This is a genomic window from Streptomyces sp. NPDC006463, from assembly GCF_042870715.1.
Lineage (GTDB): Bacteria > Actinomycetota > Actinomycetes > Streptomycetales > Streptomycetaceae > Streptomyces.
Map to the genome: position 1 here is coordinate 138,152 of NZ_JBIAHP010000017.1, position 19,994 is coordinate 158,145.

At 72.5% G+C, this 19,994-nt stretch carries 18 protein-coding genes and 1 tRNA gene; 16 read left to right on the forward strand and 3 right to left on the reverse strand.

Features of this window, described 5'->3' with window-relative positions; genetic code table 11:
• Nucleotides 1–162 precede the first annotated feature (162 nt).
• Both ACFYOB_RS28200 and ACFYOB_RS28205 read right to left on the reverse strand, forming a co-directional pair.
• Nucleotides 163–1,350, reverse strand: coding sequence for an ALF repeat-containing protein (locus ACFYOB_RS28200; protein WP_388564075.1), 1,188 nt, complete (start codon nucleotides 1,348–1,350; stop codon nucleotides 163–165).
• Between the two features lie 96 nt (nucleotides 1,351–1,446).
• Nucleotides 1,447–2,541: a Gfo/Idh/MocA family oxidoreductase gene (locus tag ACFYOB_RS28205; protein WP_388564077.1), complete on the reverse strand. Its 1,095-nt coding sequence runs from the start codon at nucleotides 2,539–2,541 to the stop codon at nucleotides 1,447–1,449.
• A gap of 56 nt (nucleotides 2,542–2,597) precedes the next feature.
• Between ACFYOB_RS28205 and ACFYOB_RS28210 the strand changes: the two genes are divergently transcribed.
• The 13 genes from ACFYOB_RS28210 to ACFYOB_RS28270 all read left to right on the forward strand — a co-directional run bounded on the left by ACFYOB_RS28210 (nucleotide 2,598) and on the right by ACFYOB_RS28270 (nucleotide 15,684).
• Nucleotides 2,598–3,773, forward strand: a complete 1,176-nt coding sequence (locus ACFYOB_RS28210) for an ROK family protein (protein WP_388564079.1) — start codon at nucleotides 2,598–2,600, stop codon at nucleotides 3,771–3,773.
• Nucleotides 3,774–4,147: 374 nt separating this feature from the next.
• Nucleotides 4,148–4,900 (forward strand): hypothetical protein, encoded by a 753-nt coding sequence (locus ACFYOB_RS28215; protein WP_388564081.1) that lies wholly within the window; start codon nucleotides 4,148–4,150, stop codon nucleotides 4,898–4,900.
• A gap of 33 nt (nucleotides 4,901–4,933) precedes the next feature.
• The gene (locus tag ACFYOB_RS28220; protein ID WP_388564083.1) at nucleotides 4,934–5,698 is read left to right on the forward strand and encodes a GntR family transcriptional regulator; all 765 of its coding nucleotides are present in this window, start codon (nucleotides 4,934–4,936) and stop codon (nucleotides 5,696–5,698) included.
• 149 nt (nucleotides 5,699–5,847) lie between these two features.
• Nucleotides 5,848–6,969: a TIGR03364 family FAD-dependent oxidoreductase gene (locus tag ACFYOB_RS28225; protein ID WP_388564085.1), complete on the forward strand. Its 1,122-nt coding sequence runs from the start codon at nucleotides 5,848–5,850 to the stop codon at nucleotides 6,967–6,969.
• A gap of 107 nt (nucleotides 6,970–7,076) precedes the next feature.
• Nucleotides 7,077–7,739, forward strand: coding sequence for an HAD family hydrolase (locus tag ACFYOB_RS28230; RefSeq protein ID WP_388564134.1), 663 nt, complete (start codon nucleotides 7,077–7,079; stop codon nucleotides 7,737–7,739).
• Nucleotides 7,736–8,785, forward strand: a complete 1,050-nt coding sequence (locus ACFYOB_RS28235) for an ABC transporter ATP-binding protein (RefSeq protein ID WP_388564087.1) — start codon at nucleotides 7,736–7,738, stop codon at nucleotides 8,783–8,785. Before ACFYOB_RS28230 ends, ACFYOB_RS28235 begins: the two co-directional genes overlap by 4 nt.
• Nucleotides 8,778–9,737, forward strand: coding sequence for a 2-aminoethylphosphonate ABC transporter permease subunit (locus ACFYOB_RS28240; RefSeq protein ID WP_388564089.1), 960 nt, complete (start codon nucleotides 8,778–8,780; stop codon nucleotides 9,735–9,737). The genes ACFYOB_RS28235 and ACFYOB_RS28240 overlap by 8 nt, the downstream gene beginning before the upstream one ends.
• A complete protein-coding gene (locus ACFYOB_RS28245) occupies nucleotides 9,724–10,521 on the forward strand; it encodes an ABC transporter permease (RefSeq protein ID WP_388564091.1) in 798 nt (265 codons plus the stop codon). Before ACFYOB_RS28240 ends, ACFYOB_RS28245 begins: the two co-directional genes overlap by 14 nt.
• An 88-nt stretch (nucleotides 10,522–10,609) precedes the next feature.
• The gene (locus ACFYOB_RS28250) at nucleotides 10,610–11,683 is read left to right on the forward strand and encodes a 2-aminoethylphosphonate ABC transporter substrate-binding protein (protein ID WP_388564093.1); all 1,074 of its coding nucleotides are present in this window, start codon (nucleotides 10,610–10,612) and stop codon (nucleotides 11,681–11,683) included.
• Nucleotides 11,684–11,836: 153 nt separating this feature from the next.
• Nucleotides 11,837–13,363, forward strand: coding sequence for an alkaline phosphatase family protein (locus tag ACFYOB_RS28255; protein ID WP_388564095.1), 1,527 nt, complete (start codon nucleotides 11,837–11,839; stop codon nucleotides 13,361–13,363).
• Nucleotides 13,364–13,494: 131 nt separating this feature from the next.
• The gene (locus ACFYOB_RS28260) at nucleotides 13,495–14,274 is read left to right on the forward strand and encodes an HAD-IIA family hydrolase (RefSeq protein WP_388564097.1); all 780 of its coding nucleotides are present in this window, start codon (nucleotides 13,495–13,497) and stop codon (nucleotides 14,272–14,274) included.
• An 82-nt stretch (nucleotides 14,275–14,356) separates the two neighbouring features.
• Nucleotides 14,357–15,013 carry a hypothetical protein gene (locus tag ACFYOB_RS28265; protein WP_388564099.1) on the forward strand — a complete coding sequence of 219 codons (657 nt, stop codon included), beginning with the start codon at nucleotides 14,357–14,359 and terminating at the stop codon, nucleotides 15,011–15,013.
• Nucleotides 15,014–15,024: 11 nt separating this feature from the next.
• Entirely contained in the window at nucleotides 15,025–15,684 is a 660-nt protein-coding gene (locus ACFYOB_RS28270) for a class F sortase (protein ID WP_388564101.1), read from the forward strand.
• Between the two features lie 87 nt (nucleotides 15,685–15,771).
• On the opposite strand, the gene ACFYOB_RS28275 is transcribed toward ACFYOB_RS28270, so the two are convergent.
• A tRNA-Lys gene (locus tag ACFYOB_RS28275) sits at nucleotides 15,772–15,845 on the reverse strand.
• A 216-nt stretch (nucleotides 15,846–16,061) separates the two neighbouring features.
• Here ACFYOB_RS28275 and ACFYOB_RS28280 point away from each other — a divergent pair.
• The 3 genes from ACFYOB_RS28280 (at nucleotide 16,062) to ACFYOB_RS28290 (ending at nucleotide 19,982) form a co-directional block, all read left to right on the forward strand.
• Entirely contained in the window at nucleotides 16,062–17,378 is a 1,317-nt protein-coding gene (locus ACFYOB_RS28280) for a peptidoglycan-binding protein (protein ID WP_388564103.1), read from the forward strand.
• A gap of 11 nt (nucleotides 17,379–17,389) precedes the next feature.
• A complete protein-coding gene (locus ACFYOB_RS28285; RefSeq protein WP_388564105.1) occupies nucleotides 17,390–19,204 on the forward strand; it encodes an SPFH domain-containing protein in 1,815 nt (604 codons plus the stop codon).
• 184 nt (nucleotides 19,205–19,388) lie between these two features.
• Nucleotides 19,389–19,982 (forward strand): lytic polysaccharide monooxygenase, encoded by a 594-nt coding sequence (locus tag ACFYOB_RS28290; protein ID WP_388564136.1) that lies wholly within the window; start codon nucleotides 19,389–19,391, stop codon nucleotides 19,980–19,982.
• Nucleotides 19,983–19,994 lie beyond the last annotated feature (12 nt).

Here is a 19,994-nt window from a genome sequence, read left to right on the forward strand (position 1 = left end):
CCGGTCCGGGGGGCCGGGTGTGTGGTGGTCGGGGTATTGGGGGGGCGGGCCCCCCCCCGCCCGGTTTTAAACCCCCCCACCCCCGTCCGGGGGGGGGGGGGGGGGCCCCCCCCGCCCCCCCCGCCCCACGCGTTCTGTGCCCGGTCGCCGTCGCGGTCCCGGTCAGCCCTCGGACGAGGTGCGGCGACGGCGGTTGGTGAGCACCAGGCCGGCGCCCGCGGCGAGCGCGGCGGCGCTGCCGCCCGCGATCCAGACGTTCTCGGAACCGGCGCCGGTGTTCGCGAGCGAGCCGGATCCGCCCGCAGGGGTCACGTTCGTGTTGCCGGTGCTCCGGGAACTGGCCTGGGTGGTCCCCGTACCCGTACCCGTACCGGTGCCGGTGCCCGTCCCCGTACCGGTGGACGCGCCCTTGTCCGTCTTGTGCGCCGCGTCCTCGGCGGCCTTGTCCTTGGCGCGCGCCTCGTGCTGGCCGGTCTTCAGGAACACCGCCCGGTCCTCGGGAGTGCCCTTGATCGCGGCGATGGCGGCCTTCTTCAGCTCCGGACCGGCGTTGTCCAGCATCGACCAGATCAGGACACTGTTGTCCTCGTCGCGCAGCGTGTGCTGCGTGGTCTTGACGAACTCGCGCAGGGCCGCGTTGGACGGATGCCCGTCGAGGAGCGCGTTGATGGCGGCCTTCAGGCCCGGGCCGGCGCCGCTCAGCATGCGCGCGATCTCCACGCGGTCGTCGCCCGCGCGGACGTCGTGCTGGCCGGTTTCGATGAACTGGCGGACCTGCTCCGGAGTCCCCTCGCGCAGCAGCTTCACGACGGCGTCGTGGATGCCCTTGCCCGCGCCGTTCAGCATCCGGAAGAGCTCCACCTGGTCGTCCTCGTACCGGGCCTTGTGCTGCCCGACCGTCAGGAACTCCTTGAGGGCGGCGTGCGTTCCCGCCTTGAGCGCCTTCTTGGCCTCACGCTTCACGGCGACGCCGCCGGCGCTGTGGATCTGGCTGACCCGCACCAGGTCGTCGGTGTACTGCTCCTGCTGCCAGACGACCTCCAGGAAGTGCCGCATCTGCGCGGCCGTTCCCTTGAGCGCCTTCTCGGCGGCCTCGCGCACGCCCGGTCCGCTCGCCGGGTCGGCCAGGATCTTCTGGATTTCGGCCCGGTCCTTCGCGGCCTGGTCCTCCTCAGGCTTTTCCTCCGCGGGCTTCTCGTCCGCGGGGCCCTTGTCGGGTGCGGTCGGCGCGCTCGGCGCCGACTGCGCGGACGGCGATCCGGCGTCAGCCGCGAAGGCGGGGGAGGAGAGCAGGACGGCCGGGGCTATCGCGGCGGCCGCCACGACCGACGCGATCCGGGGCAGCTTCACAGGGTGAATCCATTCTTCACATGTGTGATGATCGACAACCTGTGCAGGATAGATCGTTTATCAGGCACGAAGCACCGGTTTTCGTGATGAAGCGCCTCACAACTCGACGGCCGTGCCCTCCCGGGACGACCTGCGTGCCGCCTCCAGCACGTCGAGGCACCGCGCGGCCTCGTACGCCGTGACCGGGTTGGGCCCGCCCTCGCGCAGCGCGGCGGCCACCGCCGCGTAGTAGGCCGGGTAGTCGCCCGGAGCCGTCGGAACCGGAGTCCCGCCTCCGGTCAACGGGGACTCGCCGGAGCCCAGTTGGCCCCAGAGGTGCTCGGGCTCCTCGCCCCACGGCGCGTCCGCCCCCGGCCGCAGCCCCTCGCGCAGGGCGCCCTCCTGCGGGTCGAGCCCGTACTTGACGTAGCCGGCCCGGGAGCCCAGGACCCGGAAGCGCGGCCCGAGCTGGGCGGTGGTGGCGCTGACGTAGAGGTGCGAGCGGATACCGTTCGCATGCGTGATCGCGATGAAGGTGTCGTCGTCGGCCTCGGCGCCCGGGCGGCGCACGTCGGCCTCCGCGTAGACCCGTACAGCCGGGCCGAACAGCACCAGCGCCTGGTCGACGACGTGGCTGCCCAGGTCGTACAGCAGCCCGCCGATCTCCTCCGGCGCGCCCGACTCCCGCCAGCCGCCCTTGAGCTGCGGGCGCCAGCGCTCGAAGCGGGACTCGAAGCGCTGGATCTCGCCGAGTTCGCCCTCCGCGAGGAGGCGGCGCAGGGTCAGGAAGTCGTTGTCCCAGCGCCGGTTCTGGAAGACGGACAGGAACGTGCCGGTCCGCTCGGCGAGTTCGGCGAGTTCGCGCGCCTCTGCGGCCGTGGCGGCGAGCGGCTTGTCCACGACGACGGGGATCCCGGCGGTGAGCGCGGCCGTCGCGAGCGGGACGTGGGTCTTGTTGGGGGAGGCGATCACCACGAGGCCGAGGGCGTCCGCGCCGCCGGCGCGCGCCCACAGCTCGTCGGCGGAGGCGGCGATCTCGACGTCGGGGAACTCGGCGCGGGCCTGGTCCTGCCGGCCCGGGTCGGAGGTGACGACCGTGTCGAGGACGAGGCCGTCGGTGGCCGCCACTAGGGGGGCGTGGAAGACGGAACCGGCGAGTCCGTAGCCGACGAGGCCGACGCGGAGCGGGGTGGCGGGGGCGGTGACGTTCATGGGCACCACTTTGGCAACAGTGTTGTCAAAGTGCAAGGAGGGTGGACAATGGGCGGGTGAACAGGGGCAATGAGGACAGCGGCCGCGGCGGGGTGAACCTGCCGGCGTTGCGCGGGTACAACGAGGCGCTGGTGCTGGATCTGTTGCGCGGCGCCGGCCCGGCGGGCCTCGGCCGCACCGAGCTCGCCGCCCGTACGGGACTCACCCCGCAGGCCGTCAGCAAGATCACGGCGCGGCTGGGCGGGGAGGGGCTGGTCGAGGAGGCCGGCCGCGCCGCGTCCACCGGCGGCAAGCCGAGCACCCTTCTCCGGCTGGTGCCGCAGGCGCGGCACGCGGTCGGGGTGCACCTGGACCGCGACGAGCTCCGGGCGGTACGGGTGGACCTGGCGGGCCGCGTCGTCGCCGAGAGCAACGGCCCGCTGGACTTCGGGGCCGGCCCGGAGGCGGCGGTGGAGGCGGTCGTACGGGCGGTCGCGAGGGTCGCAGACCCGTCGGGGATGCCGCTCCTGGGCGTCGGGGTGGCCGCCCCGGGGCCGCTCGACCACCAGGCCGGGGCGATGGGGCGGGTCACGGGGTTCCCGAGCTGGAAGGGCTTTCCGTTGCGGGGGGTGCTGGAGGGACGGCTGGCCCTGCCGGTGCTGCTGGACAAGGACACGAACGCCGGTGCGGCCGCGGCCGCCGGGGCCTGGCTCCGGGACGCATGGCCGGATGCCGATGCGGATGCAGAGGCCGGGCGTGACGCGGATGCCGGGCCCGATGCGGATGCGGATGCGTATGGCAGCGGGTCCCGTACCTGCGTGTACCTGCACGTCGGGACCGGGCTCGGGGCGGGGCTGTGGCTGGGCGGCGGGGTCTACCGGGGTGCCCGCTCGGCGGCGGGGGAGTTCGGCCACCAGGTGCTCCTGCTGGACGGTCCGCCGTGCCGGTGCGGGGCGCGGGGCTGCATGGAGGTGCTGTGCCTGGGTGCGGTGGCCCGAGGTGATCTTCCCGAGGCGGCGCGGATCCTGGGCGAGGGTGCGGCCAACCTGGTCGCACTGCTGGACGTGGACCGTGTGCTGCTCGGGGGGCGTGTGGTGGCGGCGGCGCCGGAGATCTTCGTGGCCGGGGTCGGGGCCGTTCTCGCAGCCCGCGCGCTGGATCCGGCCCGGCCGGTGGTCGCCCTCGCGGGGGCGGGTGTGGCGGAGGGCGCGGCGGAGCTGGCGCTGGCGCCGTTGTTCGGGCGTGCGGGGTGACCGCGGGCGGCGCGGTCGCCTGCGGCCGGGCTGATCCGTGCCCGGCGGTGCCGGACGGGAGTCTCGCGCGGGCTACGGTCCAGGACGTGAGTCTCGCGCGGGTGTAGGTCCAGATCGGGCGCCTCGCAGGGGCTCCGGTCCAGGACGTGAGTCTCGCGGGGGCGCCCGATGGGGCCGGCAGGGGTGTCGGCACTCGGCAGGGCGTGGCGGCCATGCTCCGGCTTGACCTCGTGCGCCGATCGGGCGTAAACCGGAACGACTCGGGCGCGGTGCGCGGCGACGGTTCGCGCGTGCGTGGCAGGGTGCGGGCAGGACCGGGGTGATTGTCACCCGGTCCGACCATCGTCCCGTCCGGCGAGCAGCGAAGGTCTTCCATGCGACTGCGCAAAGCCCTTGCCCTGGGCGCCGTCCTCTCCGCCGCCCTGATCGCCACCACCGCACCCACCGTCGGCGCGGACGTCGGCACCGGAGGCGGGGCCCGTCCAGCCCCCGCGCTGCCCTCCCGCGCGAAGGCCACCTGCGGCGACGGGAAGAGCACCGCCTTCCCGATCGGCGCCCGGATCCGCGGCGGCCCGGCCGTGTACCGCACCGGCGGCGGGCCGCAGACCTGGTATCTGGACCTGACCAACACCACGGACTCCGTGTGCACGGCCGTCCATCCCGTCGTCGTCTTCACCGACAAGGCCCGCGCCCTGCGCCCCGCCCACCTGCGGATGGAGTTCGACGCCCCGGGCGGCACCCTCCCCGTCAGTCTGGAGCGGTCCGACCGGGACGAGATCATCGCCGTCTTCGACGGCGGCGACGCCTTCCCCGGTTTCACCGTCGCCGCGGGCGGGTCGCTGACCGTCAAGGTCGCCCTCGCCTTCGCGCCCGACGCCCCCACCGGTGAGGTCGTCGCCGACGCCGCGCTCGTCCAGCGCAAGGGCGACGACGGCGACTGGATCGGCGAGGCCGGCGGATACCAGTTCTCCGTGGAAGGTCCCCAGGACCCCGTCGAGGCGGGATCCCTCGCGCAGACCGGCCACCGTGACCGGGCGGTCGGGGCCGCGGCAGCCGCCGTGGCCGCCCTCGCCGTCGGCGGCGGACTCGTGATCGGGGGCCGGCGGCTGCGCGCCCCCACCCGTTGATCTTCGTACATCCGCCCGGCATAGAGTCCCAGCGTGGAAGAACAGACCCAGCCCCACCGCCCCGGCTCGCCCGTCCGCTCCGGCATCCCCGAGCACGGCCGCATCCCCAAGTACTACGCCGTCAAGGCCAAGATCGCCGAGCTCCTCGACGAGCTCGGCGAGGGCGGATCGCTGCCCACCGAGCGCGATCTCGCCGAACGGTACGAGGTGTCCCGCGAGACCGTCCGCCAGGCCCTGCGCGAGCTGCTGCTGGAAGGCCGGCTGCGCCGCTCCGGCCGCGGGACCGTCGTCGCCGGCCCCAAGCTGGAGCAGCCGCTCTCACTGGCCAGCTATACGGAAGGCGTACGGCGCCAGGGGCGCAGGCCCGGCCGAAACCTCATCGGCCTGGAGCAGTTCCCCTGCCCGCCCGACCTCGCCCCCGGCATCGGCGCCGAACCCGGCGAGCCGGTGTGGCACCTGGAGCGCGTCCTGCTGGCCGACGACGAGCGCGTCGGTCTGGAGAGCACCTACGTCCGGGTGGCCCGTGCCCCCCGCCTCGGCACCGATTTCCAGCCGGACTCCTCCTTTTACGGATATCTCCGCGACAGCCTCGGCATCTCCTTCGGTGACGCCGACGAGAAACTGGAGACGGTGCTCGCGACGCCCCGCGAGGCACTGCTGATCGGTACCCCGCCCGCCCTGCCCATGCTCCTCATCCACCGCTTCTCGCGGGACCAGGACGGCCGGCCCCTGGAGCGGGTGCGTTCGCTCTACCGTGGCGACCGGTTCAGCTTCACGACCCGCCTGAGGCCCGAGTAGCCCCTAGTCAATCCGTCCGTACCCGGCGCAAAGGGAACGCATTGGCATCACAGAAAGGTAACGGGTCTAGTCCAAGCGTCGAGGGCTGTTCACCGGGGCGTTGCCCTTCGGATCCTCAAGGGTCATGGGCCGTGCCCACCGTTGACGGCGTGAGAGTCATAGTCGTCGGAGGCGGCGTGGTCGGCACCATGCACGCCTGGCAAGCAGTCCAACGCGGCCACGAGGTCGTCCAGATCGAGCGAGAGGCGGAGGCCCGCGGCGCGTCACTGCGCAATTTCGGCCAGATCTGGGTCAGCGGGCGGGCCGGGGGAGAGGAGCTCGACACCGCCCTGCGGGCCCGCGAGCTCTGGGAGCGCATCGGCGCGGAGGTGCCCGGCCTGGGCTTTCGCGCCATCGGCTCCCTCACCCCCGTCCGCAACTCCCTTGAGTACGCGGTCGCCGAGGCGGCCGTGGCCCGCTCCGACGCCGCCGCGCGCGGGTACGAACTGGTCACCGCCGAGCAGGCGCGGAAGATCAACCCGGCCCTGCGCGGCGACTTCGAGGCGGCGCTGTGGTGCGAGCGGGACGCGGCCGTCGAACCGCGCACCGCCCAGCTCCACCTGCGCGAGGCGCTCCGGGCGACCGGCCGCTACACCTTCCTCCCGGGCCGCGAGGTCCGCGACGTGGCCGGCCCCGGCGCCGTCCGCGACGACCACGGCGACGTCCACCGCGGCGACGCGGTCGTGCTGGCCACCGGCGCCTGGCTGTCCGGCCTCGTCCGCGAGCTGGTTCCGGAGCTGCCCGTGCGCCGCGTCCGGCTGCAGATGATGCAGACCGCCCCGCTCGGCGAGCCGCTGACCACCTCCGTCGCGGACGCCGACAGCTTCCGCTACTACCCCGCCTACCCGTCCGCCGCCCTCGACCGGCTCGACGCCGAGCAGGCCCAGGCGCCGGTCGCCGCGGAGCACAAGATGCAGCTGCTGATGGTCCAGCGCCAGGACGGCGGCCTGACCATCGGCGACACCCACGAGTACGAGCACCCCTTCGCGTTCGACACCCTCGAAGACCCCTACGAGCACCTCACCGAGGTGGTCGAGGCCTTCCTGGGCCGCCCGCTGCCGAAGATCCGCCGCCGCTGGGCGGGCGTGTACGCGCAGTGCACCGACACCACCCGCGTCGTCCACCGCCAGCAGGTGGCCGACGGCGTCTGGCTGGTGACCGGACCCGGCGGGCGCGGCATGACCTGCTCGCCCGCCATAGCCGAGACCACCGCCGACGAACTGGGCTGGTAAGTCAGATGACCGAGAACACCAAGAACACCAAGAACACCAAGAGCACCAAGAACACCAAGAACACTGAGAACGCCGAGAACACCGAGAAGAACCTGATCGTCCTCGACATGGCCGGCACCACCGTCGCAGACGGCGGCCTCGTCGAGCGCGCCTTCGAGCGCGCCGCCGCGCGCCTCGGCGTCGAGGCCGGCACCCCCGACCACGCCGCCAAACTCCAGTACGTCCGCGACACCATGGGCGAGTCGAAGATCTCCGTCTTCCGCCACCTCTTCGGCACCGAGGAGCTCGCCCGGCGCGCCAACTCCGCCTTCGAGGAGGCGTACGGCGAGCTCGTCGACGGCGGCCTGATCGCCCCGGTCCCCGGAGCCCGTGAGGCCATCGAGAAGCTCCGCGCCGACGGCCGCACCGTCGCCTTGACCACCGGGTTCGCCCGCGTCACCCAGGACGCCATCCTCGACGCCCTGGGCTGGCAGGACCTGGCCGACCTGACCCTCTGCCCCGCCGACGCGGGCGGCCGCGGCCGGCCCTACCCGGACATGGTGCTGGCCGCGTTCCTGCGCACCGGCGCCGTGGCCGGCGTACGCGAGACCGTCGTCGTGGGCGACACCGCCTACGACATGCTCAGCGGCGTCCGCGCCGGAGCCGGGATCGTGGCGGGCGTCCTCACCGGCGCCCACGACCGCGCGGCGCTGACGGAGCACGGCGCGACGCACGTCCTCGGCTCCGTCGCCGAACTCCCCGCGCTCCTGGCAAGGGAGTCCGGCTCGTGAGCGGCATCCGCTTCGACTCGGTCTCCGTCGCCTACGGCGGCAACACCGTCCTGGACTCCCTCGACCTGACCGTCGAGCCCGGCGAGGTGATGGCCCTGCTCGGCCCCTCCGGGTCGGGCAAGACCACGGCGCTGCGCGCGGTCGCCGGTTTCGTACGGCCCGCCCGGGGCCGGGTGCTGATCGGCGGCCGGGACGTCACCGCGCTCCCGCCGCACAAGCGCGGCATCGGCATGGTCGTCCAGCAGTACGCGCTGTTCCCGCACATGCGGGTCGAGGCCAATGTCGCGTTCGGCCTCAAGGCTCAGAAGGCGCCGAAGGCCGAGATCCCCGGCCGCGTCGCCGAGGCCCTGGAGCTGACCGGCATGGCCGCCTACGCCAAGCGCTACCCGCGCGAGCTCTCCGGCGGCCAGCAGCAGCGCGTGGCCATCGCCCGCGCCCTCGCCATCCGGCCCGGGGTGCTGCTGCTGGACGAGCCGCTGTCCGCGCTCGACGCGCAGCTGCGCTCCGGGATGCTCGCAGAACTGGCCCGGCTGCACCGCGAACTGCCCGACGTCTCCATCCTGTACGTCACCCACGACCAGGTCGAGGCGCTCACCCTGGCCGACCGGATCGCCGTCATGGACAAGGCCCGGCTCCAGGACTGCGGCACCCCGCAGGAGCTGTACCGGGCCCCGCGCACCGAGTTCACCGCGTCCTTCGTCGGCAACGCGAACCTCCTGCCGGTGACCGTCGCCCAGGCCGGAGCGGTCTTCGACGGCCGGCCGCTGGCACTCGACCGCGGCCGCGCCGCGCCGGGCTCCACCGCCACCCTGTGCGTACGGCCGCACCTGCTCGGCCTCGGGGACGGCCCCAACGCGCTGAGCGGCCGCATCGCCGAGGTCCAGTGGCGGGGCTCCACCCACCGGCTGTACGTGGACATCGGCGGCCACCGCGTCAAGGCGGACCTGCCCGAGCTGCGCGAGACCCCGGCGCTGGGCGACGAGGTCACCCTGCACTTCGAACCGCGCGACGCGGTGCTGCTGGCCGCGGGTGTGTCGGATGGCTGAGGCCCCGTCCGTGGCCGCCGGCCCGGCGGTCCCGGCCCAGGCCAGGACCGCACCCGGCCCGGCCTCCGCGGCCTCCCCGGGCTCCGCCCCGGCCGGGGGAGGCGGTGCGCTCCCGGCCGCCACCGCCCGGCGGGCGATCCCCCATTGGGTGTGGACGGTGCCGCCCGTCGTCGTGCTCGGGCTCGTCTTCCTCTACCCGCTCGCGCTGGTCGTCCAGCAGTCCCTCACCCCCGAGAACGGCGGCGGCGCCTTCGACGCCTACGCGCAGGTCTTCGCGTCGCATGCCTTCCGCGAAGCGCTGGGCACCACCGTCTGGCTGGCCGTCGGCGCCACCGCCGGCTGCCTGGTCCTCGGCTTCGTGCTCGCGCTGGTGATCGCCTTCGTGCCCTTCCCCGGGTCCCGCGGCGTCGCGAAGTTCATCGACGTGTTCCTCTCTTTCCCCTCCTTCCTCATCACCCTCGCCCTCCTCTTCATCTACGGCACCGTCGGCATGGCCAACGGCGCCTGGGCCGGCCTCACCGGCGCAGCCGAGGGGCCCTTCCACTTCCTCACCACCCCTTGGGGCGTCCTCCTCGCGGAGATCACGTACTTCACCCCGTTCGTGATGCGTCCCCTGCTCGCGGCCTTCTCCCAACTGGACACCGCCCAGCTGGAGGTCGCCGCCGGCCTCGGCGCCCGGCCCGCCCGGATCGTCCGGCAGGTGATCCTCCCCGAGGCGCTCCCGGCCCTCGCGGCAGGCGGCAGCCTCGTCCTGGTCATGTGCCTCAACGAGTTCGGGATCGTCCTGTTCACCGGGGCCAAGGACGTCACGACCCTGCCGATGCTCATCTACGGCAAGGCGATCCTCGAATCCGACTACTCGGCCGCCTGCGTGGTCGCCGTCGTCAACATCGCGATCTCCGTCGGCCTGTTCGGCCTCTACCGGGTGGTGGGCAAGCGTGCTGGTGCATAGCAGGACCGGCCGCTGGGCCGCCTGGAGCCTCTTCGGCCTCCTCTTCCTTCCCCTGTTCGCGCTGCCCCTGCTCGTGGTGGTCGCGGCCTCCTTCTCCACCAACTGGTCCGGCGCCTTCCCCTCCGGCCCGACCACCGGGAACTACGCCTCCGCGGTGCGGGGCGAATCCCTCCAGGCCCTGACCACCAGCCTGGTCACCGCCCTGGCGGCCAGCCTGCTCGCACTCACCGTCGGCACCTGGGCCGCGCTGGCCGCGGCGGCCTTGCGAAAGCGCGGGAAGCGGGCCCTGGACGCACTGTTCATGCTGCCGGTCGCCGTGCCGTCCGTGGTCGTCGGCCTCGCCGTGCTCGTCGCCTTCAGCCGGCCGCCGCTGCTCCTCAACGGCACCAGCTCCATCGTCATCCTGGCGCACACGATTCTTGTCACGGCGTTCGCCTACCAGTCGGTCGCGGCCGCGATCGTACGACTCGACCCCGCGTACGAGCAGGCGGCGGCCTCCCTCGGCGCCCGCCCCGCGTACGTGCTGTGGCGGGTCAAGCTGCCCCTGCTGCTGCCGTCCCTCACCGCGGCGGCCGGGCTCTGCCTCGCCCTGTCCATGGGCGAGCTGAGCGCCACGATGATGCTCTACCCGCCGGACTGGATGCCCCTTCCGGTCCGGATCTTCACCGCCACCGACCGCGGTTCGCTCTTCGGCGGTTCCGCCGTCGCCGTGGTCCTGATGGCCACCACCCTGCTGGTCCTGCTGGCCGTCTCCCGCATCCGCACCAAGGCCTCGTACCGCTGAGCAAAACCGAACACCGCTGAACCCCTGCCGGTACATGCTGAACCCCTGCTGATCCCCTGCCGACTCCCTTTCCCCGTAAGGAAGTTCCATGCCCAGCAAGCTCCTGCTCCGCTCCGCCGCCGCCGTCACCGGCAGCCTCGCCCTCGCCGTCTCCCTCACCGCCTGCGGCGGCGCCTCGGCCACCGACTCCAAGGGCGGCGAGAAGGTCGTCACCGTCTACAGCGCCGACGGCCTCAAGAGCGACAAGGGCGACGGCTGGTACGACAAGGTCTTCGCCGACTTCACCAAGAAGACCGGCATCGAGGTCAAGTACGTGGAGGGCGGATCCGGCGAGATGGTGCAGCGCGCCGTCCGCGAGAAGACCAACACCCAGGCCGACGTACTGATCACCCTCCCGCCCTTCATCCAGCAGGCGGACGGCAAGGGTCTCCTCCAGGCCTACAAGCCGCAGGGCTCCGACAAGGTCAACGGCGCGAACAAGTCCGCCGACGGCAAGTGGACCTCGGTCGTCAACAACTACTTCGGCTTCATCTACAACAAGAAGGAGCTCGCCGAGGCGCCCACGACCTGGGAGGAGCTGCTGGACGCCAAGTACAAGGGCAAGCTGCAGTACTCCACCCCGGGCGTCGCGGGCGACGGCACGGCCGTCCTCATCAAGTCGATGCACGACTTCGGCGGCAAGGAGCCGGCGGCGGAGTACCTGAAGAAGCTCCAGGCCAACAACGTCGGCCCGTCCTCCTCCACCAGCAAGCTGGCACCGAAGGTCGACAAGGGCGAGCTGCTCGTCGCCAACGGCGACGTCCAGATGAACTTCGCGCAGTCCAAGTCCATGCCGAACCTGGGCATCTGGTTCCCGGCCAAGGACGGCGGCAAGCCCACCACCTTCGCCCTTCCGTACGCGGCCGGCCTCGTGGACAAGGCCCCGCACACCGAGAACGGCAAGAAGCTCCTGGACCACCTGCTCAGCGAGGAGGCCCAGCAGCTGGTCAGCGGGGTCGGCGGCGGCTTCCCGGCGCGTACCGACGTCAAGCCCACCGACGCCAACGCCGTCGAACTCACCAAGCTCATGACGGGTGTCGAGATCTTCGAGCCGGACTGGGCCGACATCGACAAGAACCTCTCCACCTACGTCGACGCGTGGAAGTCGGCAACCGGAAGCTGACCGGTCACCCCCCGGTCATCCACGACCGGGACAGTGACGAATGCATAACGGGTCTGGACCGAAGGCGCGACCTCGGTCCGGACCCGGCGCATGTCCCCGCTGTGCCCGCAAAGTCCCGCACATCCACCGCTCACTTGCTCCCAGGAGGAGTACGTGTCCACTGTCCTGCCCGGACGTACCCGCACCCTCGCCGTGGCCGCCACCGCCACGGCCCTGCTCGCCACCGCCCTCGGCGCGCACACCGCCACCGCCGCCGACGCGGCCGGCACCACCGACAAGGTCCTCGTCATCGGCATCGACGGCACGGTCCTCGACCGCGTCAAGGCCGCCAATGCGCCGAACCTGAACGGCCTGATGGCCCAGGGCCTGACCGCCCGCAGCACCCTGTACGCGAACCCGATGGCCGCCACCTCATCGGGCCCCGGCTGGTCCACCATCGCCACCGGCGTATGGCCCGACAAGCACGGAGTGAAGGACAACTCCTTCACCGGCAAGAACTACGCCGCCTACCCGGACTTCCTGACCCGCATCGAGAACGCCGAGCCCGCGCTCAACACGTACGCGGCCGCCGACTGGGAGCCCATCACCTCCACCGACGCGGGCGGCCCGATCTTCTCGGCCAAGGTCGACAAGCGCCTCTCCCTCAAGGGCGACCGCGACGGCTACGGCACCGAGGACCCGAAGATCGCCGCCGCGGCCTCGGCCGAGCTGCAGGGCCAGAACCCGGACGCCGCCTTCGTCTACTTCGGCCAGGTCGACGGCGCCGGACACTCCTACGGCGCCGCCAGCCAGCAGTACCTCGACGCGATCGCCCGCGTCGACGTGATGGTCGGCCAGCTGCTCACCGCCGTCCGGAACCGCCCGACGTACGCCCAGGAGAACTGGAAGATCCTGGTCACCACCGACCACGGCCACACCGACGCCGGCGGCCACGGCGGCTCCACCATCCAGGAGCGCGGCACCTTCGTCATCGCCAAGGGCGCGGGCATCCCGGCCGGTTCGGTGCGCAGCGACGTCAAGCTGGTGGACGTGGCGGCGACCGCGCTCCAGCAGGTCGGGGTCGCCACCACCGGGCTGGACGGCGTCCCCCTGAACGCCCCGGACGACGACCCCTTCGACACCCTGCGCCCCAGCCTCCAGGGGCGCGTGGACGAGACGGGCATCCCGTCGGGCACCAAGGGCTTCACGCACACCCCGCCCGCCGGCTGGTCCGTCGACAACTCCAAGATGGGCACGGGCGGTGTCACGGAGTGGGCCGGATGGGCCTTCGCCACCGACGAGTTCTGGAGCCAGGCCCAGCGCGACCAGTGGCGCGAGCTGAACGTCCGCTCCCGTGACGTCTTCGCCGTCGCCGACTCCGACGAGTGGGACGACAAGAGCCACACGGGCAGCTACGACTCCACTTTGATCACCCCCAAGTGGGCGGTCACCGGCGGTACCACGCGCAACCTGACCTTCCAGACGCACTACCGTCAGGAGGCCGGGCAGACCGCCCAGGTCCTCGTCTCGTACAACGGCGGTACGCCGACGGTCGTCAAGAGCTACACCGCCGACGCCGTCGCGAAGAGCGAGTCCCTCGCCCTGCAGATCCCGGCCGGCGCCACCGACGTCCAGATCCGCTTCCGCTACGCCGGCAGCAACAACTGGTACTGGACCGTCGACGACGTACGCCTGGGCTGATCCAGCCCCAGGGGTCCGGGCTGTGGACGGCCGGAGCGTTCCCGGCCCGGCCCCGATAGGGTGGTTCAGACCACGATGTCAGAGGTCAGAGGTCGGTGGCCAAGGGGCCACCGAGAGCGGAGAACAGTCCAGTGGCAGAGCGCAAGCCGATCGAATCCTGGCTCACCGACATGGACGGTGTCCTCATCCACGAGGGCATCCCGATCCCCGGCGCCGATGCCTTCATCAAGCGGCTGCGCGAATCCGGCAAGCCCTTCCTGGTACTGACCAACAACTCCATCTACACGCCCCGCGACCTGCAGGCCCGTCTGGCCCGCATGGGTCTGGACGTCCCCGTCGACAACATCTGGACCTCCGCGCTGGCCACCGCGAAGTTCCTCGACGACCAGCGCCCCGGCGGCACCGCGTACGTCATCGGCGAGGCCGGTCTGACCACCGCCCTGCACGACATCGGCTACATCCTGACCGACCACGAGCCGGACTACGTGGTCCTGGGCGAGACCCGGACGTACAGCTTCGAGGCCATGACGAAGGCGGTCCGCCTGATCAACGCGGGCGCCCGCTTCATCTGCACCAACCCCGACGAGACCGGCCCCTCCGCCGAGGGCCCGCTCCCGGCCACCGGCGCGGTCGCCGCGCTGATCACCAAGGCGACCGGCAAGAGGCCGTACTTCGCCGGCAAGCCCAACCCGCTGATGATGCGCACCGGCCTCAACGCCATCGGGGCGCACTCGGAGACCAGCGCGATGATCGGCGACCGGATGGACACCGACGTGCTGGCCGGCTTGGAGGCGGGCATGCAGACCTTCCTCGTCCTGACCGGCCTGACCTCCGTGGCGGACACCGAGAAGTTCCCGTACCGGCCCACCAGGACGGTCGACTCGATCGCCGACCTGGTGGACCTCGTTTAACGCGTACGGCTGACACGTACGGCGCCGCTCCGGATGCGGAGCGGCGCGCCGCGCGTGAATCTCCTTGTTGAGGAGGTTCACCATGCGCAGTGTTCAGATCGCTTTCCGTGCCGCCGGGGTGGCCGTCGCCTTGACGGCGTTCTCCGCGGTGACCGCGCCCACCGCCCTCGCGGGCGAGGAGGACCGCGGTGACCATGGCGACCGCGGCAGCGTCTCGGTCGATCCGAACCCGGCCGCTCCGGGAGCGCAGGTCAAGCTGCGCGTCAACGGCTGTGACGGCAACAGGGGCGCGGCCAAGTCCGCGGTCTTCACGTCGGAGGTCGAGCTGTTCGGCCGCGACGGCGGCCGCAGCCCGCTCTACGGCGAAGCCGTCATCAGCTCCCACGCCTCGCCCGGCTGGCACTCCGTCCGGGTGACCTGCGACGGCCATGACAAGGTGAGCGGCTCCATCCAGATCTCGCACCACGAGTCGTCCCACCACGAGTCGTCCCACTACGAGTCGTCCCACCACGAGCCGTCCCATCACGCCTCGCCGGTGTGGCCGGTCCACGCGGGCGGCGGCGGCATGTCCGCCGAACTCGCGGAGACGTCCCGGCTGGCCGCGGTGGCGAAGAAGGACCACGGGGGCGACGGGCCGGGGATGCCGCACACGGTGATCGGCGCCATCCTGGCCGCCGTCGCGACCCTGGCCGTCGCCGGCCGGGCGCTGACCCTGCGCCGCCGCCGCAGTGGTGACTGAGCGAGGCGCTGATGAGTGAGGGCAAGGCCTCCGGTGGGGGCCGGCTGCTGACCTTCGCCGCCTGGTCGGTGCTGGTGCTGGGTCTGTGGCTGTGGGGCCGCCAGATCACCGGGGTCCCGGCCCCGATCGCCGGCCAGGCCGGCGGGGTGGTCGGCCCGGGGCTGCCCGCCGCGCACGCACCACTGGCCGCGGCCCTGCCCCAGCGCGTCGACGTGCCCTCCATAGGCATCCAGGCCCCGGTGATATCCCGAGGCCTCGACGCGGACGGGGCGATCGAGCCGCCCCCGTACGACAGCCCGGGCACGGTGGGCTGGTGGGGCAACGGAGTGCGGCCGGGGGCGGCCGGGGCCGCGCTGATGGTCGGGCACGTGGACACGAAGTCCAAGCCGGCGGTGTTCTACGGCCTGAGCTCGGCGCAGCCGGGCGACAAGGTGCGGGTGGTGCGGGCGGACGGTTCGGTCGCCGAGTTCACCATCGAGGACGTACGGGTCTACGAGCGCTCGGGCTTCGACCCGCACAAGGCGTACGGCCAGCGGATCAAGGGCCGGGCCGAGCTTCGGCTGGTGACCTGCGGGGGCTCCTACGACAAGGCGGCCAAGGAGTACACGGCGAACGTGGTGGTCTCCGCCTACCTGACGGGCTCGGGAGTCCGGCCGGGCACGGCGGCGTAGTCGGCCGGACGCCTCCGTACGGGCGAAAACAGAGCGTGAACGAAGAAGCCCCCCGCAGCTTTCGCTGCGGGGGGCTTCCTCCGTCTGTGCGCCGCCAGGGACTCGAACCCCGGACCCGCTGATTAAGAGTCAGCTGCTCTAACCAACTGAGCTAGCGGCGCTTGCTGACAGGGAAAACTCTACCCCACCTCCGCGGGTGCTCGTAACCAGCCACGCCCGCCTTGTCCGATTAACCCATGTTTGGCGGGTTTATCGTGCACGATATGTCTGCGCCGTACCGCATCTGATGCCCCGCCAGATGCGGTCCCGGCTGACCAGTGGACGAGCAGGGGAGTGGACGGAACCGCATGACGATGCAGCCTCCGACGCATGTGCCGATGCCGATGCCCGTTTTCCGGGAGTACGTGCCCGCGGGTGACTGTGCGTGTCGGGGCTGCGTCCAGCGCCGCCGTACCCTCGCCCGCGCGCGGGCCATACCGCTACGGGACGGGGGCCACCGAGCCGCCCGCGGGGCCCGCCGGGCGCTGGTCCTGGCCACGGCCGCCGGAGTCGTCCTGGGTGCAGGCGGCGGAGCCGCGGTGGCGGTGAGCGCTCCGCCTCCCGGACCCGTGGCCCTGGACGACCCCGGCTCCCCGCAGGGCGCCCGTACCCCGCTGCACGGGCCGAAGGGCGGGCCGGTCGGCAACCCCGGTGCGCCCGCCGCCGTGAAGCGGATCGACCGGACGACGATCATCAACCGGGCGAAGCTGTGGCTGGACGCGAAGGTCCCGTACAGCATGTCCGAGTACTGGACGGACGGGTACCGGCAGGACTGCTCGGGCTTCGTCTCCATGGCCTGGAACCTCGGCACCAACGAGTGGACCGGCAGCCTCGACAAGTTCGCCACCAAGATCGCCAAGGAGGACCTCCTGCCGGGAGACATGCTGCTCTTCCACAACCCGGCGGATCCCAACAACGGCTCGCACGTCGTCATCTTCGGAGGCTGGGTCGACGACACGCGCACGAGCTACATCGCCTACGAGCAGACGCGGCCCACGACGCGGAAGCTGGCCACGCCCTACGGATACTGGGCCAACGCGACGAAGTACCTCCCCTACCGCTTCAACGGGGTCACGGGCGGGATCCTCCCGGAGTCACCGGTGCCGGGCCCGAAGCCCGGGGATTCGACGGTGTTCCCGGGCACGGCGAAGTTCGGCCCGGGCGCGACGAACGACCACGTGGCCCAGCTGGGACGGATGCTGATCGAGCGCGGCGCGTACCGCTTCTACCCGAAGGGGGCCGGCCGCACCTGGACGGAGGCCGACCGGCTGGCCACCCAGGCCTTCCAGAGCGCCCAGGGCTGGACGGGCGCCGACGCGGACGGCATCCCGGGCGCGCAGACCTGGCGCCTGCTGGTCGAGCACCAGGGCAAGGACATCCCGCCGACGGTGGACGCCGCGCCCGGGCCGGGAGGCGCGGAGGCCTACCCGGGGGCCTCGGTGTTCCGCCCGGGCGTGTCCCACGCGGCCGTCACGGCGCTGCGCCGCCAGCTGCTGAAGAAGGGCTTCGGCAAGTACTACACATCCGGTCCGGGGCCCCGCTGGGGCGAGGCGGACCGCCGCAGCGTCGAGGCCTTCCAGCGCGCGCAGGGCTGGCGCGGGGCTTCGGCCAACGGCTACCCGGACCCGGAAACCTGGCGCCGGCTGTTCGCATGACGGAGGCAAGCATGTACCCCACCCGCACTACCTCGACCACGGGCACCCTCCGAGTACCACCGGCGGCGGCCCCCGTCGCCCCGGTCGCCCCCGCCGCGCCGGCGGAACCGGCGTACGAGCCGGGCCGGCTGGCCCCGGCCCAGGTACGGGGCGTCGCCCCGCCCCGTGGGGCGGCCGGCCCGAGTGCCCCGCCGGTGCTGGTGGGCGCCGCCGCCCTGGCGCAGCCGGAACCGGTGGCCGCGGCCGAGACCTCGACGGGCTGGGCCTTCGTGCCGGCGGTCCGGATGGTGGAGGAGGCCGTACCGCCGCTGCCGCAGGGACTCGACGTGCCGGCCGCCCGTGCCCAGGCCGAGCCCGAAGCGGTCCTCGCGGGCCTGGACATCCCGCACCCGCAGGACGAGGCCGGGCACGCCGGGGTGGCGACGCTGCGCCTGCGGATCACCGACGCCGAGGCCGAGGCCGCCGTGGCGCATCCGCGGGAGGCCGGACCGGAGCCCGCGAAGCCGGAGCCCGCGCGGCCGGAGCCCGTGTGGCCGGAGCGCGCGAAGCCGGAGCCCGCGCGGCCGGCGGCTTTCGTCGAGCCCGAACCCGAGCCCGAGCACGCGTCCGAGGCGGAACCCGAGCCCGAGCCCGAACCCGGATCCGAGCACCCGGCCGTGCGCTCGGGGGTGCCCGGCCCCGGTGTGGCCGAGATCGTCGCGCAGGCCGTGGCGCGCGGCCTGGAGAAGCCCGCGGGGGACGACACCCAAGGCGTCCACCAAGGCGCCCCCCGCCTCAAGCGGCACCGCGGCACCGCGGTCACCGAGGTGCCGGTGCACCTGCCCTTCCGCGGGGAGCCGAACCGGGAGCCTGCCCGAGCCCGCGACTCCGCTCCCGCGGCGGGCACCCGGCGCGTCGCCCCCCGTCCCGCCCCCGGCCGCCGGGTCCCCCGGGGTGACGACCGGCTCCGGGAGCACCGCGGCCCGGTGCTGCCGGGCTGGATCGGCGTGGGCGTCGGCGGCCTCGCCCTCGCGGGCTGCGCGGCCGTGCTCTGGCGGGCAGGCGTCGTCCCCCCGGTGCTCGTCGCCGCTTTCGGGGGGATGCCCCGCGCCTACCAGGGCCTGAGTGCCACCCACTGGCCCCCGCTCGCCTTCCTCGGCATCGTCGCGCTGCTCGCCCTCGGTGGCCTCGGCCGCATCCGTACCGGCCACGCCTGGGTGCTCACCCTCTTCGGCCGCTACCGCGGCACCGTCCGCCGCACGGGTCTGACCTGGGTCAGTCCCCTCCTCCTGCGCCGCCGGGTCGACGTACGGCTGCGTCACTGGCGCAGCGACCCCATGCCCGCCGTGGACTGCGGCGGCCTCGCCCTCCAGGTGGTCGTCCAGGTCGTGTGGCAGGTCAAGGACACGGCCAGGGCCACCCTCGCCGTCGAGGACCACGTTCAGTACCTGGCCGAACAGGTCGAATCAGCCATGGCCCGAGTGCTGTCGCAACTGCCCGCCGACGCCTTCCACGAGGACGCCCCGACCCTGCGCGACGCCGAGGCCGTCGGTGACGCGCTGACCCGGATGCTGGCGGCCGAGACCGAGGCCGTCGGGATCGAGGTCTTCTCGGCCCAGCCGACCCGGATCGAGTACGCGGCCGAGGTCGCAGAGGCCATGCGCCGCCGCCGGGTCGCGGCGATCGACGCCAAGCACCGGGACACGGTGCTCACTTCGGTCGTGGACGCCGTCGACGACACCGTCCACCGGCTGACCTCGCGCGGGCTCGTCGAGCTCGACGACTACGAACGCAAGGCGCTGGTGAAGGACCTCACCGTCGCCTTCTACACGGGGCGCTCCGAGTAGGGCGGCGGGGGACACGGGAACGGGTGGCCGGAACGGACCGGACCGCCCGTTCTTCCGTTGGTATGGACATGGCCAACTCTCGTCAATAATCTGGGACTTGGTCTAGACCTGAACCATCCCCACGCGTGCGCACGCTCTCATCGAACTCCCCCCACGTTCAAGGAGCATCATGCGTAACCTCCGCATGCCCGGACGGGCCGGCGCCGCCGCGCTCGGCCTCGGCCTCGTCGCCGGAATAACCCTCCTCAGCGCCCCCAGCGCCAGCAGTCACGGCTACACCGACACCCCCATCAGCCGCCAGAAGCTCTGCGCCAACAAGACCGTCCTGAACTGCGGCGCCATCCAGTGGGAGCCGCAGAGCGTCGAGGGCCTCAAGGGGTTCCCGGCCGCCGGCCCCGCCGACGGCAAGATATGTTCCGCCGGCCTGCCGCAGTTCGCGGAGCTGGACGACCCCCGCGGCGGCGCCTGGCCCACCACCAAGGTGACCAGCGGGCAGGGCTACAGCTTCCGGTGGCAGTTCACCGCCAACCACTCCACCACCGACTTCAAGTACTACGTCACCAAGAACGGCTGGAACGGCACAAGGGCCCTCACCCGCGCCGACCTCGAACCCCAGCCCTTCCTCACCGTCGCCTACAACGGCGCCCGGCCCGCCATGACCACCGTCCACCAGGGCGCCATGCCGAGCGGCCGCACCGGCCGGCACATGATCCTGGCCGTCTGGACCATCAACGACACGGCCAACGCCTTCTACGCCTGCTCCGACGTTCAGTTCTGACGTAGCGTCAGC